Source organism: Paraburkholderia sp. BL23I1N1 (assembly GCF_003610295.1).
Taxonomy (GTDB): domain Bacteria; phylum Pseudomonadota; class Gammaproteobacteria; order Burkholderiales; family Burkholderiaceae; genus Paraburkholderia.
Genome location: NZ_RAPV01000001.1, coordinates 1,249,308 through 1,263,414 on the forward strand (window position 1 = coordinate 1,249,308; position 14,107 = coordinate 1,263,414).

Annotated in this window: 14 protein-coding genes and 1 riboswitch; of the genes, 7 read left to right on the forward strand and 7 right to left on the reverse strand. The window is 62.6% G+C overall.

Annotated elements, in window-relative coordinates; genetic code table 11:
* Positions 1 to 37: 37 nt before the first annotated feature.
* A riboswitch (TPP riboswitch) is annotated at positions 38 to 156 on the reverse strand.
* A gap of 154 nt (positions 157 to 310) precedes the next feature.
* Positions 311 to 721: a GreA/GreB family elongation factor gene (locus tag B0G76_RS05855; RefSeq protein WP_120290833.1), complete on the reverse strand. Its 411-nt coding sequence runs from the start codon at positions 719 to 721 to the stop codon at positions 311 to 313.
* Positions 722 to 1,260: 539 nt separating this feature from the next.
* On the opposite strand from B0G76_RS05855, the gene B0G76_RS05860 reads away from it, so the two are divergent.
* From B0G76_RS05860 to B0G76_RS05885, 6 genes are all read left to right on the forward strand, one after another.
* A complete protein-coding gene (locus B0G76_RS05860; protein ID WP_120290835.1) occupies positions 1,261 to 1,725 on the forward strand; it encodes a hypothetical protein in 465 nt (154 codons plus the stop codon).
* A 201-nt stretch (positions 1,726 to 1,926) separates the two neighbouring features.
* Positions 1,927 to 2,757, forward strand: a complete 831-nt coding sequence (locus B0G76_RS05865; RefSeq protein ID WP_120296230.1) for a thioredoxin family protein — start codon at positions 1,927 to 1,929, stop codon at positions 2,755 to 2,757.
* A 45-nt stretch (positions 2,758 to 2,802) separates the two neighbouring features.
* Positions 2,803 to 3,441 (forward strand): cytochrome b/b6 domain-containing protein, encoded by a 639-nt coding sequence (locus B0G76_RS05870; protein WP_120290837.1) that lies wholly within the window; start codon positions 2,803 to 2,805, stop codon positions 3,439 to 3,441.
* A 108-nt stretch (positions 3,442 to 3,549) separates the two neighbouring features.
* Positions 3,550 to 4,299 carry a molybdopterin-dependent oxidoreductase gene (locus B0G76_RS05875; RefSeq protein WP_120290839.1) on the forward strand — a complete coding sequence of 250 codons (750 nt, stop codon included), beginning with the start codon at positions 3,550 to 3,552 and terminating at the stop codon, positions 4,297 to 4,299.
* A 121-nt stretch (positions 4,300 to 4,420) separates the two neighbouring features.
* Complete coding sequence (locus B0G76_RS05880; protein ID WP_120290841.1) at positions 4,421 to 4,669, forward strand: pentapeptide MXKDX repeat protein; 249 nt, start codon at positions 4,421 to 4,423, stop codon at positions 4,667 to 4,669.
* A 367-nt stretch (positions 4,670 to 5,036) separates the two neighbouring features.
* Entirely contained in the window at positions 5,037 to 5,966 is a 930-nt protein-coding gene (locus B0G76_RS05885; RefSeq protein WP_120290843.1) for an EamA family transporter, read from the forward strand.
* Positions 5,967 to 6,127: 161 nt separating this feature from the next.
* Here the strand turns inward: B0G76_RS05885 and B0G76_RS05890 are convergent, their stop codons facing one another.
* The 3 genes from B0G76_RS05890 to B0G76_RS05900 all read right to left on the reverse strand — a co-directional run bounded on the left by B0G76_RS05890 (position 6,128) and on the right by B0G76_RS05900 (position 10,572).
* Positions 6,128 to 8,191 carry an NADPH-dependent 2,4-dienoyl-CoA reductase gene (locus tag B0G76_RS05890; protein WP_120290845.1) on the reverse strand — a complete coding sequence of 688 codons (2,064 nt, stop codon included), beginning with the start codon at positions 8,189 to 8,191 and terminating at the stop codon, positions 6,128 to 6,130.
* Between the two features lie 255 nt (positions 8,192 to 8,446).
* Positions 8,447 to 9,259, reverse strand: a complete 813-nt coding sequence (locus tag B0G76_RS05895; protein ID WP_120290847.1) for an IS5 family transposase — start codon at positions 9,257 to 9,259, stop codon at positions 8,447 to 8,449.
* A gap of 113 nt (positions 9,260 to 9,372) precedes the next feature.
* Positions 9,373 to 10,572 carry an MFS transporter gene (locus tag B0G76_RS05900; RefSeq protein WP_120290849.1) on the reverse strand — a complete coding sequence of 400 codons (1,200 nt, stop codon included), beginning with the start codon at positions 10,570 to 10,572 and terminating at the stop codon, positions 9,373 to 9,375.
* Positions 10,573 to 10,766: 194 nt separating this feature from the next.
* On the opposite strand from B0G76_RS05900, the gene B0G76_RS05905 reads away from it, so the two are divergent.
* The gene (locus B0G76_RS05905) at positions 10,767 to 11,252 is read left to right on the forward strand and encodes a DUF2569 domain-containing protein (RefSeq protein WP_120296231.1); all 486 of its coding nucleotides are present in this window, start codon (positions 10,767 to 10,769) and stop codon (positions 11,250 to 11,252) included.
* A gap of 18 nt (positions 11,253 to 11,270) precedes the next feature.
* Here B0G76_RS05905 and B0G76_RS05910 read toward each other — a convergent pair whose 3' ends face one another.
* The 3 genes from B0G76_RS05910 to B0G76_RS05920 are packed head-to-tail and all read right to left on the reverse strand — an operon-like array spanning position 11,271 to position 14,099.
* On the reverse strand, positions 11,271 to 12,095 hold the full coding sequence (locus tag B0G76_RS05910; protein ID WP_120290851.1) for a phosphodiesterase: 825 nt from the start codon (positions 12,093 to 12,095) through the stop codon (positions 11,271 to 11,273).
* 46 nt (positions 12,096 to 12,141) lie between these two features.
* Positions 12,142 to 13,188 carry an ABC transporter ATP-binding protein gene (locus B0G76_RS05915; RefSeq protein ID WP_120290853.1) on the reverse strand — a complete coding sequence of 349 codons (1,047 nt, stop codon included), beginning with the start codon at positions 13,186 to 13,188 and terminating at the stop codon, positions 12,142 to 12,144.
* Positions 13,185 to 14,099: an ABC transporter permease gene (locus B0G76_RS05920; RefSeq protein ID WP_120296232.1), complete on the reverse strand. Its 915-nt coding sequence runs from the start codon at positions 14,097 to 14,099 to the stop codon at positions 13,185 to 13,187. Before B0G76_RS05920 ends, B0G76_RS05915 begins: the two co-directional genes overlap by 4 nt.
* Positions 14,100 to 14,107 lie beyond the last annotated feature (8 nt).

A 14,107-nucleotide genomic window follows, 5' to 3' on the forward strand; every position in this document is an offset into this window, starting at 1 on the left:
GTTGTCGGAAATCGCGGGAGATGAAACGGTAGACCAGGTGCGAAATCCGTACGCTTCCCTGCGCTGGCATTATCCAGATCAGGTTCAAAGGGTATTTCTCACCCACGCAACACGGACCTCCAACCTCCGTGCCACGCAGGACCCCCGCGTTAGCAGCGCACACAATACACCGCCCGGGCGTTGCTTGGCAACCCGTCTTGAAAAAGTCAGATGTCGGAGATAACGCCGGCCAGCCACGCACTATTCTTATTGTGATAGGGCTGCCGGGAATGATGCGGCGCAGCAGTTCTGCGTCGCGGATGCGCATTGCTTACAGCGTGAAATCGTCGGCGGCTTCGGGCTGGAACAGGATTTTTTCGAGCTTCAGCACTTTTTCCGCGCCGCTCGGCGGCGTGAAGCGGATGCGTTCGCCGCGTTTGGCGCCGAGCAGTGCAAGGCCGAGCGGCGAAAACACGTTCAGGCGGCCCTGCGTGAAGTCGGCGTTGGGCGGGTAGACAACCGTCCAGGTCATCTGCTCGCCGCTGGTTTCGTCGACCAGCGTGGCTTGCGAATTCATCGTGACGACGTTCGCGGGGATGTCGCGCGATTCGACGATCACGGCGCGTTCGAGGACGTCGTCGAGCATGTCTTGCATTTTGGCGTCGGCGCCGGGCGCGGCCGCGTGCTTTTCAAGACGGGCGACGTCGAGTTCGGTGAGGTAACAGGTTTTCGTCTTTTTCATGACGGGTTCTCCAATTCGATCTGCATTTAAGGGGACTGCGTGCGGATGAGACCGGCCCGGAGCCCGACGACGCGGCCCCGGTAATGGAGGGGAAGTGCGTCAGATCGGGCGCCGGGCGGCGAGAAGCGGGAGCGTTCGGGACGGCTGGCCGGCGTGATGCGTTGCGATGTCCACGCGTGCGCAACCGGTTGCGCGGCGGGAGCGCAACCGGGTGAGGACACGGGAGAGCGGAAAGCGCATCGGGTAGCCGGCAGATAACGAAAGGTGTTGGGGAGCGCGCCGGAAAGAAAGCTTAATCGCCGCAATCGAAAGGTAGATGTTAGCACGGGCGCAGTATCTCTTTAATCGCCGCCGGGAGACGCCGTGCGTACGCGGTGCGATGTGTCCAGATTGCGCAGGGGCGCGCAAGGTTCTTCAAGGCCGCCGTGGCGCTGCCGTTAATCCGCTTGTAGGGGCGGCCGTTGTCCCGTCGAGCGACCGGCGGCGGGCGGCGCGTCAACAGCGCGGTGCGATTTGAGACGGCTCGAGGAGAAGTGCTGATGAAAACAGGAATGGGGCGGTTTGGAGCACTCGGTACGGTAGCGGCGACGGCGGCGCTGATTGCGGCGTCGATGCCGGCGGTGGCCGCGAGCGGTGGAACAATCAGTTTTTCGGGCGCGATCGTGGCGCCGCAACTGGCGATTTCGGCGGCCCCGGCTCCCGCTCAGGCCGGCGCGCGTGTCGATGCGGCCGGCGGGCGGCTCGCGCAGACGGGTTCGGCGATCACGCTGACGTTTAGCGCTGTGCCGGGCGTGGCGACGGGTGCCGACGTTGCGCTTCAGGTGAACAACGGCGCAACGGCTCGCAATGCGCTGGCCGAGCGTTTTGTCGATAGCAAAGGGCGTGCGTTTGGCGCCGCCAGTGATGGGCACTACCGGGTTGGCCGGGATGGCGGGGTGTTGTCGCTTGCACCGAAACAAGCCACGCAGGATACCCGCGGAACGGTTGTCGTAAGCTACGATTGAAGTGCGCTTGAAGCACCCGCCGCGGGGCGCTTTGGGGGCAGTTCGCCTGCGAGCGTACAAACACGCCGCGCCCCGCGGACGTCAACATCCTGGAACGGTCGCGGCCACAGGCGAACCACCCCAAGCCAAATAAAAATCAGAACCGGCTGTCATAAGTGGTCTCGTGGTTCGACAAACGTGCAGATCCTGATGGAGCACGCCATGCAAACCGCACGAACCCGCCACGCCAATCGGACTGTCGCCCGCGCAATCGCGATAGCCGTTGCGCTGACGACCCTCTCAGCCAGCGGTCTCGCAACCGCCGCCGGCGCAGTATGCGTGTCGCACAGCCCATCCCACCGCGTCGCGCTGGTGGAGCTTTACAGCAGCGAAGGCTGCAGCAGCTGCCCGCCAGCCGACAGCTGGCTGAGCCAGTGGAAAAACAGCGGCGCAACCCAAAGCATCGTGCCGTTGGCCCTGCATGTGGACTACTGGAATAGCCTCGGCTGGACCGACCGCTTCTCGCAGCATCGTTTTACCGAACGTCAGCAGACGCTCACCGACCTCGCGGGCGGCAGCACCATCTATACACCCGAGATCTTCGTATCCGGCCGCGAACTGCGCAGCTGGTCGCAACGTGACAGTTTTCAGAGCCGCATCGGCAAGGTCGTCGCCGAACCGGCGCAGGCGAACGTGGCGCTTGAACTGAAGCCTGAGACGAAGGGTGCCTTCAACGTCGATGCGCAATTCACCAGCAAGGCGGCAAACGCCACGGGCCCGCTGAATGCCTACGTCGCGGTGTATCAGAACGCATTGAACTCGCAGGTCAGAGCCGGGGAAAACAGCGGCGCCACGCTGCATCACGAACGCGTTGTGCGGCAATGGATCGGCCCGGTGCCGCTCGTTGCCGGTAACGCGCAAATCCGCCGCGATATTCGCCTCAACGATGCCGACGCCAACGCGCCGGCTGACGCCTTCGGCGTCGTCGCTTTTGTCGAAAACGCCGTGACCGGCGACGTGTTGCAAGTGGGCGAACTGGCCGTTTGCAACTGATCGCGCGACGACCTCGCAGCGCTTCCCATTTCATCGGAGATTCACATGGCAACGCCTCATGCTCTCAGCGAAACCGCTCCGCCTGTCGCGCCGAAGAGCGGCACGATTCACCCGGTATGGGTGCGCGTCACGCATTGGCTCAACGCGCTCGCAGCCATCCTGATGATGCTGTCCGGCTGGCGCATTTACGACGCGTCGCCGATCTTCAAAGGTTTTACGTTTCCCACGGGAATCACCTTGGGCGGCTGGCTCGGCGGCGCGTTGCAATGGCACTTCGCGGCGATGTGGCTGCTGGTCTTCAACGGCCTGCTGTATCTCGCCTTGAACCTGGCAAGCGGGCGCTTCGTGCGCAAGTTCCTGCCGATTTCGCCGCGCGCCGTGCTGCACGACTTCATCGCCGCGCTGACCGGCAAGCTCTCGCACGCCGATCTGCGCGTCTACAACGCGGTGCAGAAATTCGCTTATCTGTTTGTCGTCTGCGATCTGATCGTGCTGGTGCTCTCGGGCCTCGCGATCTGGAAGTCCGTGCAGTTTCCACTGTTGCGCGAATTGATGGGCGGCTACGACAACGCACGCATCGTCCACTTCTGCGCCATGTCGCTCATGGCTGCGTTCATCGCCGTGCATCTGGTGATGGTGGCTCTTGTGCCGCGTTCGCTGCTGGCGATGCTGCGCGGACGCTAAGCGACTGATCCACGGATACGCAAAGCTTAAGGATATCGAATCATGACCCGACCCGACTCACAACTCGATACACAGTCCGATCGAAAGCTCGCCGCTACGTCTGGCAACATGCTCGACCGCGAATCGATCCTGATCGACGCACGGCGCGAACTTGCGATGCCGTCACGACGCCTGTTCGGCAAGCGGCTTCTGACGCTCGGCGGCCTGTCGATGCTGACAGGCTGCTCGCTGACCGACAACGATTCGGTCAACGCATTCCTCAAGGCCGTGTCGCGTCTGAACGACCGCGCGCAGGCCGCACTGTTCGATCCGAAGCAACTCGCGCCGACCTACACCGAAGCACAGATCACGCGGCCGTTCCCGTTCAACGCGTTCTACGGCATCGATGACGTCCCCGATGTCGACGCGTCCGACTACAAGCTGAAGATCAGCGGCCTCGTCACCGGTCAGCGTGTCTGGACCTTGCCCGAGTTGTACGCATTGCCGCACGCCGAACAGATCACGCGCCATATCTGCGTGGAAGGGTGGAGCGCGATCGGCCGCTGGGGCGGCACGCCGTTTGCTGAGTTTCTACGGCGCATCGGCGCGGACACGAGCGCGAAGTACGTCGGCTTCAAATGCGCCGACGACTACTACGAAAGCATCGACATGCCGACCGCGCTGCATGCGCAAACGCTGCTCACGTTCTCGTACGACGGCGAACGTTTGCCCGCGAAATACGGCTTCCCGATGAAGCTGCGCATGCCGACCAAGCTCGGCTACAAGAATCCGAAACACATCGTCGAGATGTTCGTCACCAACACGTTCCCTGGCGGCTATTGGGTCGATCAGGGCTACAACTGGTTCGGAGGCTCCTGACGCGCGCGGGTCGGTGCGTGCAGTGACGGACGCTCGACCCCGAGCGGCAGAAGCTTCGGAAGTACCCCGGCATCGGTTAGAGGCCGGATTAAATTGATCCACAATGAAACGGAGTCATCCCATGAAAAAGTTCGCAATCGCAGCAGTGGCCGTCGCTCTTCTCACCAGCGGCGGCGCCGCGTTCGCTCAGGCAAGCGGCGCAATGTCCAACGATGCGATGTCCAAGGACACGATGTCGAAGGATTCGATGTCCAAAGACACCATGTCGAAGGACAGCATGAAGAAGGACACCATGAAGCACGACAAGATGAAAAAGGGCGGCGACGCGATGGGCATGAAGCACGAAGCATCGGGCGCAATGGCCAACTGAGCATTGCCGACGATGCCGGTTGCATAATCTGAGGGCCGGTTTCACACGCAAGGCGAGAACCGGGGATACGTCCCCGGTTTTTTGTTGTGTGCGTACAAAAAAGTTACGATTCTTTCAACCGGCGCGGTGGGCGCTTACTGCATAATGCGGCGTCGCGTCAGACGTTTTGGCGCGTGTCAGCCGTGGATCGATTCCTTTCGAGCGCCGCGGCATTGTGGCCCCATTGGCCAACTCTCGTCCTTCCGTTCCACCGACATGTCCGCCAGCCTCGCCCGTCAGACCGCATCGCCGATGCGGTGTCCGCCATCCCGCCACCGGGTCTTCAGCGGGGACGCGGCGCCTCGAACGGCACGGGCGGATTGAACGCATGTCGCCGCAACTCCCAAGCCGTTTTCCGCGTGGTTTTCCGATCCGTTTGCCGCAATCCCGCAACGGACAGATCGCGCTCGCGCTCGCCGTCGTTTATCTCGTGTGGGGCTCGACCTATCTTGCCGTGCATGTCGCTCTCGGTTCGTTTCCGCCCTTGCTGCTCTCCGGGATGCGCAATCTGTTTGCCGGGATAGGGCTATTCATCTTCGCGGCGCGCCGCAATCCGGTCTGGCCGAGCGCGGCTGAAATCCGCAATGCCGGCATGGTCGGCACGATGCTGGTCGGCTTGTCGAGCGGCATGCTGGCCTATGGCATGCGCACTGTCGGCACCGGCACCGCGGCCGTGATGGTCGCGACCGTGCCGCTGTTCGCGACGGTGATCGCGGCGGTGGCGGGGCGCAAGATCGGCCGAGGCGAGTGGTTCGCGGTCGGCTTGGGGCTGGTGGGCATCGCGATCCTGAGTCACGGCGACAACGCGCCGGGATCGGCGGGCGGCAGTCTGGCGATCCTGTGCGGCGCACTTTTCTGGGCCGGCGGTGCACATCTGGCCGGGCGGCTGAAGCTGCCGTCTGACCTGTTTCTATCGACGTCGTTGCAGATCGGCCTGGGCGGCGCGATGTCGACGATGGTCGCCCTGGTAACGGGCGAACGGATGATGGAGGTGCATTTTCTGCCGCTGCTGGCCTTTGTCTACCTGATGCTGATTGGGACGATGACCGCCTACGTCGCCTACGGGTTTCTGATCCGGCATACGAGTCCGATCATCGCCAGTAGCTGCATGTATGTGAATCCGGTGGTTGCGGTGGCGCTCGGTGCGGTGTTGCTTGGCGAGCCCGTCACGCATTCGACCGTGATCGCGACGATCGTGATTCTGGCGAGTGTGGGTCTGTCTTTCTGGTTTGATTATCGGAAGAAGGGGCTTGCTTGAGGTGGGCGACAGACCGCTGTCTGTTGACCGCTGGCTGTCACCCGTCACCCGCCACCCGCTCTCCGGTCCCTTGTTTCTGCTTTCCGCTGCTCTATGGCGTGGCGACGATTGCTGCATTTCGCTGCTTCATCGCGTGGTGAGCATTTCCGATCACCGCAGCTTCAGAGCGCCGCCGCCGCCTCCGCACCCTCACGAATCGCGCGTTTCGCGTCCAGTTCGGTTGCTACCTTTGCGCCGCCGATCACGTGATAGCGCGGACCCTTTGCACCATTCGCGCCGTTTGACCGATCCGCGGTTCGTGCCGCCGTCTCCGGATACAGGTTGCGCAGGGATTCCTGCCCTGCGCACACGACGACTGTGTCCACTTCGAGCCATTCTTCAACACCTTCGCGAGCGATCTTCAACCCGCGCTCGCTGATTTCCAGATACAACACGCCGCCGAGCATCTTCACCCCGTTTCTTGCCAGCGTCGCGCGATGCACCCAGCCCGAGGTTTTGCCGAGACCCATACCGAGTTTGCCCGCCTTGCGCTGGAGCAACCAGATCTCGCGGACCGGCTGCACCGGCGCCGGCGCTTTCAAACCGCCGCGTTCCCGCACCGAGAGATCGACACCCCATTCGTCGAGCCATGTGTCGCGCGGCATCGGCAGAGGATCGCCGGAGCGATGCAGCAGAAACTCGCTGACGTCAAAGCCGATTCCGCCCGCGCCGATCACCGCGACGCGGCGTCCCACCGGCGCACCCCGCAATACGTCCACGTAAGACAGCACGTTAGCCCCGTCGATGCCGGCAATCGCCGGACTCCGCGGCACGATGCCTGTGGCGACGATCACATCGTCGTAGCCGCCTGCCGCGAGCAGCGCCGGATCGACTCGCGTATCGAGCCGAACGTCGACGCGATGCCGCTGAAGCTGGCTCTGAAAATAGCGGATCGTCTCGCTGAACTCTTCCTTGCCCGGCACACGCATCGCCAGGTTGAACTGACCACCGATGGTTGCGCTCGCATCGAATAACGTTACGCGATGCCCGCGCGACGCCGCAACGGTCGCCGCGGAAAGTCCCGCCGGACCCGCGCCGACGACCGCAACCGAACGCGCTGCCTGCGGGCCTGAGACTGGCCGATAGATCAACTCGGTCTCGCGTCCCGCACGGGGATTCACGAGGCAAGTCGCGCGCTGGTTCTTGAACGTGTGGTCGAGGCAGGCCTGATTGCAGGCGATACAGGTATTGATTTCGTGCGCGCGTCCTTCGGCGGTCTTCAGCACGAACTCGGGATCGGCGAGCAGCGGCCTTGCCATCGACACCAGATCACCCGCTCCCTGCGCGAGCAGTGCTTCGGCGACCTCGGGGGTATTGATGCGGTTCGACACGATCACCGGCACCTTGACCGCCGCCTTCAACTGCGCACTCAGCTCGGCGAAAGCCGCACGCGGCACCGAGGTCACGATGGTCGGCACGCGTGCTTCGTGCCAGCCGATCCCCGTGTTGAACATCGTGACGCCCGCGGCCTCGAGTGCCTGGGCGACCTGCACGGTTTCCTCCCAGGTGTTGCCGCCTTCGACCAGGTCGATCAGCGAGAGCCGGTACACCACGATAAAGCGTTCGCCGCACGCCGCGCGCACGCGTTCGACAATCTCGCGCGCGAGCCGCATACGGTTCTCGATGCTGCCACCGTAGCGGTCGGTGCGCCGATTTGTGCGTGGACACAGGAATTGATTGAGCAGATAGCCTTCACTGCCCATGATCTCGATGCCGTCGTAACCGGCTTGTTGGGCGAGGCGCGCACAGCGTGCATAGTCGCGTACGGTCCGCGCAATGCCGGCTTCGGTAAGCGCGCGCGGTTTGAACTTTGAAATCGGCGACTTGAGCGCCGACGCCGACACGACGAACGGCTGGTACCCATAGCGGCCTGCGTGCAGGATCTGCAACGCGATCTTGCCGCCTTCGGCATGCACGGCCTCCGTCAGCAAGCGGTGATTGCGCAGGTCGAACACCGAGTTCAACGTGCCGCCGAAGGGCAGCAGCCAGCCTTGCCGGTTCGGCGAGATTCCGCCTGTGACGATCAGGCCGACGCCGCCTTTGGCGCGCTCACGGAAATACGCGGCCAGTTTCGGGTAGTTCCAGAAACGGTCCTCCATGCCCGTGTGCATCGAACCCATCACCACGCGGTTACGCAAGCGGGTAAAGCCGAGGTCGAGTTCGGCGAGTAAGTGTTGATAAGACATGCGGGGGACCGTGTAAGTGTGGGTTGTGCGCGAACAATACACTGTGGGACGGTCCAACTCTCCGAGGAAAAATTCTAATCCAGGGGATGTGATGCTCCGCAGGATGTTGTTTGGGGGGTGGGGGTCCTGTTGTGGTTGTTTGTCTGTTTGCCTGTGGGGTTGGCCTTTCCTTGCTTTGTTAGTGGTGTATTAGCGTTGCCCCTGTGCGGGGCGGCACTGTAGTGGTCCAATGACATTGGACACCTCTAGACGGTGTTAGGAACTTCGAAGTACTGGGATTGCATGGACAAGCATAAGCATGGCGAAGACGACAAAATGCAGACCTGCGAGTGTTTCGGGCAAGCGTTCGTAGTCGCGAGCGAGGCGTCGAAAGCGGTTGAGCCATCCGAAGCTGCGCTCGACTACCCATCGACGTGGCAACAGCACAAAACCCTTTTTCGCTTCATCGAGCTTGATCACCTGGAGATCAATTCCCTGAGCGCGCGCGGCCTGCGCAGGAGCTTCGCCCGTGTAACCCTGATCGGCAAAGGCCACTTTCACGGTTTCTCCCGTTGCCTGCTGCACCTGGCGCGCCAGCTCTGTCACCTGTGCGCGCTCCTGCTCGTTGGCCGGCGTCACGTGTACGGCGAGCAACTGACCCAGCGTGTCGACCGCCATATGCACCTTGCTGCCACGCTTGCGCTTGTAGCCGTCATAGCCTGCGCGTGGACCGCTCTCACATGTGGATTGCGTCGTACGGCCATCAAGGATCACCGCGCTGGGCTGCCCCCGCCGCCCCTGCGCGACACGGATGATTGAACGAAGATCACTCACCATGCACTCGAAACAGCCGGCCGCCAGCCATCGTTGCGTCTGCTGGTACACGAGTTCCCACGGCGGGAAGTTGGTCGGCAGCATTCGCCACGCAGCCCCAGCGCGAGCCATCCAGCGCAACGCATTGAACATCTCGCGCAACTCGTATTTACGCTGTGGTGCACTCTCATCCATCAACGTCAGATACGCTGCTACGAAGCTCCATTCTTCGTCTGACACGTCTGTCGGGTACGCTTTACGTTTCTCTCTTGTCATCCCTCCAGGGTACCAGGTTTTGACCGGAAGTTCCTAACACCGTCTAAGAAAACAAGGAAAGGCCAACACCTTAGGAATACAGACAAACAACCGCCGCCACAGGCAAAAAAACCTTAACTTTTCCCCTTGGCTGAAAGCCTCAAATGATTCCAAGCCGCCAGCCCGGCAAAAGCAACCCCAGCAACACTAACCCCCATCCACCCAAAGGTCGGCCAAACCAAAGCGCCGACCCCAGACCCCACAGCACCACCAATAAAATAAGCCACCATATAAACCGTATTAACGCGACTCCGCGCCTCAGGCCTCAACGCATAAATCCGCGATTGATTAGAAATCTGCGCAGCCTGCACCCCAATATCGAGGACGATTACCCCAATCACCAAACCAGCAATACTCTTCGCCGACAAGGCAAAAACCATAAACGAAACCGCCACCAACGCAATCGACACCGTGATAATCGCCTGCGGCCCACGTCGATCGGAAAACTTACCCGCGAACGGCGCAGCCATCGCCCCCGCCGCACCAACAATCCCGAATAAACCAGCCGCCTGCGGCCCAAGATGAAACGGCGCGCCCGCCAGCAACAACGCCAGCACCGACCAGAAAATACTGAACGCCGCGAACATCGCCGCACCGGTCAACGAGGCTTCACGCAGCGCGCGGTGCTCGACCACCAGGTGCCACATCGAGACCAGCAACTTGCCGTACGGCAACGTCGACGTCGGCTTGCTCTTCGGCAGACGCATGATGATCACCACCGCCAGCACCAGCAGCGCAACAACCGAAGCGCCGAACACCGCGCGCCAGCCGAAATACTCGGCGACAATGCCCGCCGCAGTTCGTGCCAGCAAAATCCCCAGCAACAGTCCGCTCATCACCGTGCCAACAGCATGGCCACGCTCGGATGCGGGCGCAAGTTCAGCAGCGAATGGCACGGCCTGCTGCGCGATGGTAGCGAGCACACCAATCGCGAGGCTCGCGACAATCAACACCGACAGCGTCGGCGCCGCGGACGCCAGCACCAGCGCAACGCACATACCCGCGATCTGCAACAGGATCAGGAGGCGTCGATCGAAGCGGTCGCCGAGCGGCGCCAGCAACAACATCCCGGCTGCGTAACCGAGTTGCGTCACGGCAGGCACTGCGCCGACCCACGACGCGCTGTTCGGAAACGACTGCCGCAAGTTGTCGAGCAGCGGCTGGTTGTAATAGATGTTGGCGACTGCCACACCGGCAATCGTCGCGAGCAGAAGCAGCAAGCCGCGCAACGACCGGTCGGCTGAAACGGGAGTAGAAGCTTCGGATGCGGACATGAGAAGAGACCATCGGCGGACTGGCCCATGCGCAGTCCTCAAGCGTGCCGATCATACCGGAGCAGGAAAGATCGTGCTGGCGGTCACCCAGGTTCCGTCGGGCGCCAAACGCCTTGCAGACAAAATGAGATGGTCGTTCGGTTTCCGTTCGTAGAATTTGCGCGCGCAACAAGATCCATCACGTGACCGATTTCATGAACACAACCTCGAAACCCGAACCCCGCCGAATCAGCGGCTGGCTGCTCATCATCCTGCTCTGCCTCGCCGCCTGGGCATTTTCAACCGCAGTCGCCTTGCGCGATCCGCTCAAGCTCATGCTCGAATGGGAGCTGCTCGCAGTATTCGTGCGCCCTGAAACGCACGGCTGGTATCGCACCGTGATGGCGATGGTCGGCTGCGACGTGATCATCGGGGCGTTCATTGTTGCCGGCGCGGGCTGGCTCGCGCTGCTCGTGCGGCGCAAATCGGCACGGTTTCCCGTCCAGGTGCAGGCGTGGCTGCTGGCCATCGTCGTCATGCGAACCATGGCTTACCTGCCGGGCGATCACATGACCCACACCATTGGCATCGCGATCGCCATTCCATTCGACGGCCTCGTGCAGGCCGTCGCTGCGGCTGCGCTCGGGATACCGTATTTCAGGTTGTCCCGGCGCGTGCAGCAAACGTTCGTCACCGCGTGAAGCGGCGAGGCGGCATCGTCAATCGATCAACTCGCCTTCATCGTAAAACGGATACGGCCCATCGGCTTTTTCAACGTACGCATGATGTGTGACGATACCCGTCGCCGGATCGTAGCGATGCAGCGCATACGCGGGCGGCTCCATCACGAAAGCAGAGGGCGCATCCTCGCGCAGATCGAGCCCGACCTGATGCGCGGGCGCCGGCACCGCCGACGCAATCGTGCCGCCAAAACGTACGAACATAGGCCGGTGCACATGGCCGCAGATCACGCGTTCGACATTCGGATAACGCGCGATCAACGCGGCGAGCTTGTCGGCGGCAGCGGGATCGAGCCGTAATTCATCCATGTGCCCGATGCCGCAAACGAACGGCGGATGGTGCAACGCCACCACCGCCGGCTTGTCTCGTGCCGCATCGAGTTGCGTCGCGAGCCACGCGAGCCGCGCGTCGCATAGATTGCCGGCGCTTTGGCCCGGCACCATCGAATCGAGCGCGATCAACCGCAGCGGTCCGACATCGACCGCGTATTGCACGAATTCGCCGCCACTGTGCAATTCAGCGCGATCGGGAAACGCCGCGCGCAATGCCGTGCGCTCGTCGTGATTGCCCACCATCAGAAAGTAGGGGATATCGAGCGGCGCGAGCAGGGTTTTGAGGTGCTCGTACTGTTCCGGATCGCCCTGATCGACGAGGTCGCCGGTCATGATCACAGCGTCGGGACGCGGCTCCAGAGCATTGAGCGCGGCGACCGTACGCGCGAGATAGGGGCCGGTGTCGACGCGGCGATAAGCCAGCGCGCCGGGTCGCTTGATATGCAGGTCGCTAATTTGAGCCAGCAGCATGGGGATGTCCTGTTTTATGGCGCGCTAAAAACACAGCGCTGTCTTATTACGATAGCGCAATCAGCGTGTCCTGCGCGATCGAAATCCCGACCGGCGTGCCTCGCGCGAGTTCGACCCGGCCCGCGACGTCGATCAGCAAGGCGTCCGGTGCAGCGCCGCCGATGGTGAGCCGGGTGCGTTCGCCGAGAAATGCCGTGCTTTCGATATGGCCGCGTAATTGCGCGTTGGCCGGGTCGGCGAGGTAGGCGTCTTCGGGTCGAAAGAAAAATTCGTGCGACGTGCCTGCGTGCGTGGGGTCTGCGGGCAGGGGGACGGCGCCGCCGGTTGTCGTCAGCAGACCATCGCGCCGCTCGCCCGCCAGGCGGTTGATCGTGCCGACAAATTGCGCGACCGTGCGATTCGCCGGACGGTAATAGATGTCGCGCGGCGAACCGATCTGCTCGATGCGCCCGGCGCTCATCACGACGATGCGGTCACCGAGTTCCATCGCTTCGGCCTGATCGTGCGTGACGTAGACGGTCGTGATGCCCAGCTCGCGCAGCAGCGTATTCATCTCGCTGCGCAAGGTGTCGCGCAAACGCGCGTCGAGCGCGGTGAGCGGTTCGTCGAGCAGCAGCACGCGGGGTTGCACGGCGAGTGCGCGCGCCAAGGCCACGCGCTGACGCTGGCCGCCCGAGAGCTGATCGATCGGTTTGTCGGCGTGGGCGGCGAGACGCATCATCGCGAGCAATTCGTCGACGCGCTGCCGTGCGGTTTCGCCCGACACCCGTTTGATCTTCAGCCCGTAGCCGATGTTGCCGCGCACGGTCAGGTTCGGAAACAGCGCGTAGCTCTGGAACACCATGCCGACCTGGCGTTTTTCGATCGGCAGCGCGGTGACGTCCTCGTCGCCGAACGCGATGCGGCCGCCGGCGTCGGGTGTTTCGAGGCCCGCGATCATGCGCAGTGTGGTGGTCTTGCCGCAACCGGAGGGCCCAAGCAGGACCAGCGTCTCACCGGCGCCGATGTGCAGATCGAGTGGCTCGAGCACACGCGTGCCGCGAAACGTTTTCGCGCATTGCGTGAGCGTGATGGGGACGGAGTCGAGTTTCATGGCGTGGACGTCGGTATAGGCTTCGAACGGGAGGCAGCAATGCGTTTTTTCGCCGCGCTGCGCTGGCCGGTCGCATCGACGCCGAGCCATTGCATCGCGACGAGCAGCGGCATCGTCATGATGAAAAACAGAATCGTGTAGGCGCTGCCGATTTCGATGCGTAACGACGCGTAAGTATCGGCGAGACCGACCGGCAGCGTCTTGGTGTCGGGCGTGTGCAACATCCACGTCAGATTGAATTCGCCGATCGAAAGCGTCAGCACCGCCAGCGCGCCGGCGACGATTCCCGGCCGCGCATTCGGCAGCACGATCGTCATGAAGCGTTGAAAGAAGCTCGCGCCGAGGCTCGCCGCGCCTTCTTCGAGCGTGCGCAGATCGCTACTCGCGCACACGGCAGCCACTGCGCGCACCATGAACGGCAGCGTGAACACCACATGCCCGACGACGATAAACGCCACGCTCATGCGAAACATCGTGAAGCCGCCGTAGACCACCAGCAGCGCAAGCGCGGAAGCGAGGCCGGGCAGGGCGATCGGCAGCACCAGAAACTCTTCGATGATGCGCGAGAGGCGCGTCTTGCTGCGCGCAAGCACGTAGCCCGCGGGCACGCCGGTCAGGAGCGTAATCACCAAGGTCGCCGCGGCTACCTCGAGCGAGAGAAACACGGAGTCGTGATACTGCGTCCACACTTCGCCGAGCCAGCGCAGCGTGAGTCCGCTCGATACGCCCTTGAAATAGTTCACAGTGAGCCCGGCCATGATCGACATCACGACCGGCACGATCAGAAACGCGCACAACAGCAGCGTAACGAACCACTGACCGGCTGCCAGCCATGTACGTGACGTGGGTAGCCTGAGCCGCCGCGCGCGCGGGTTAGCCGCCGGCTGAAGGGAAGCGCTGGTGGAATTCATTGAAGTCT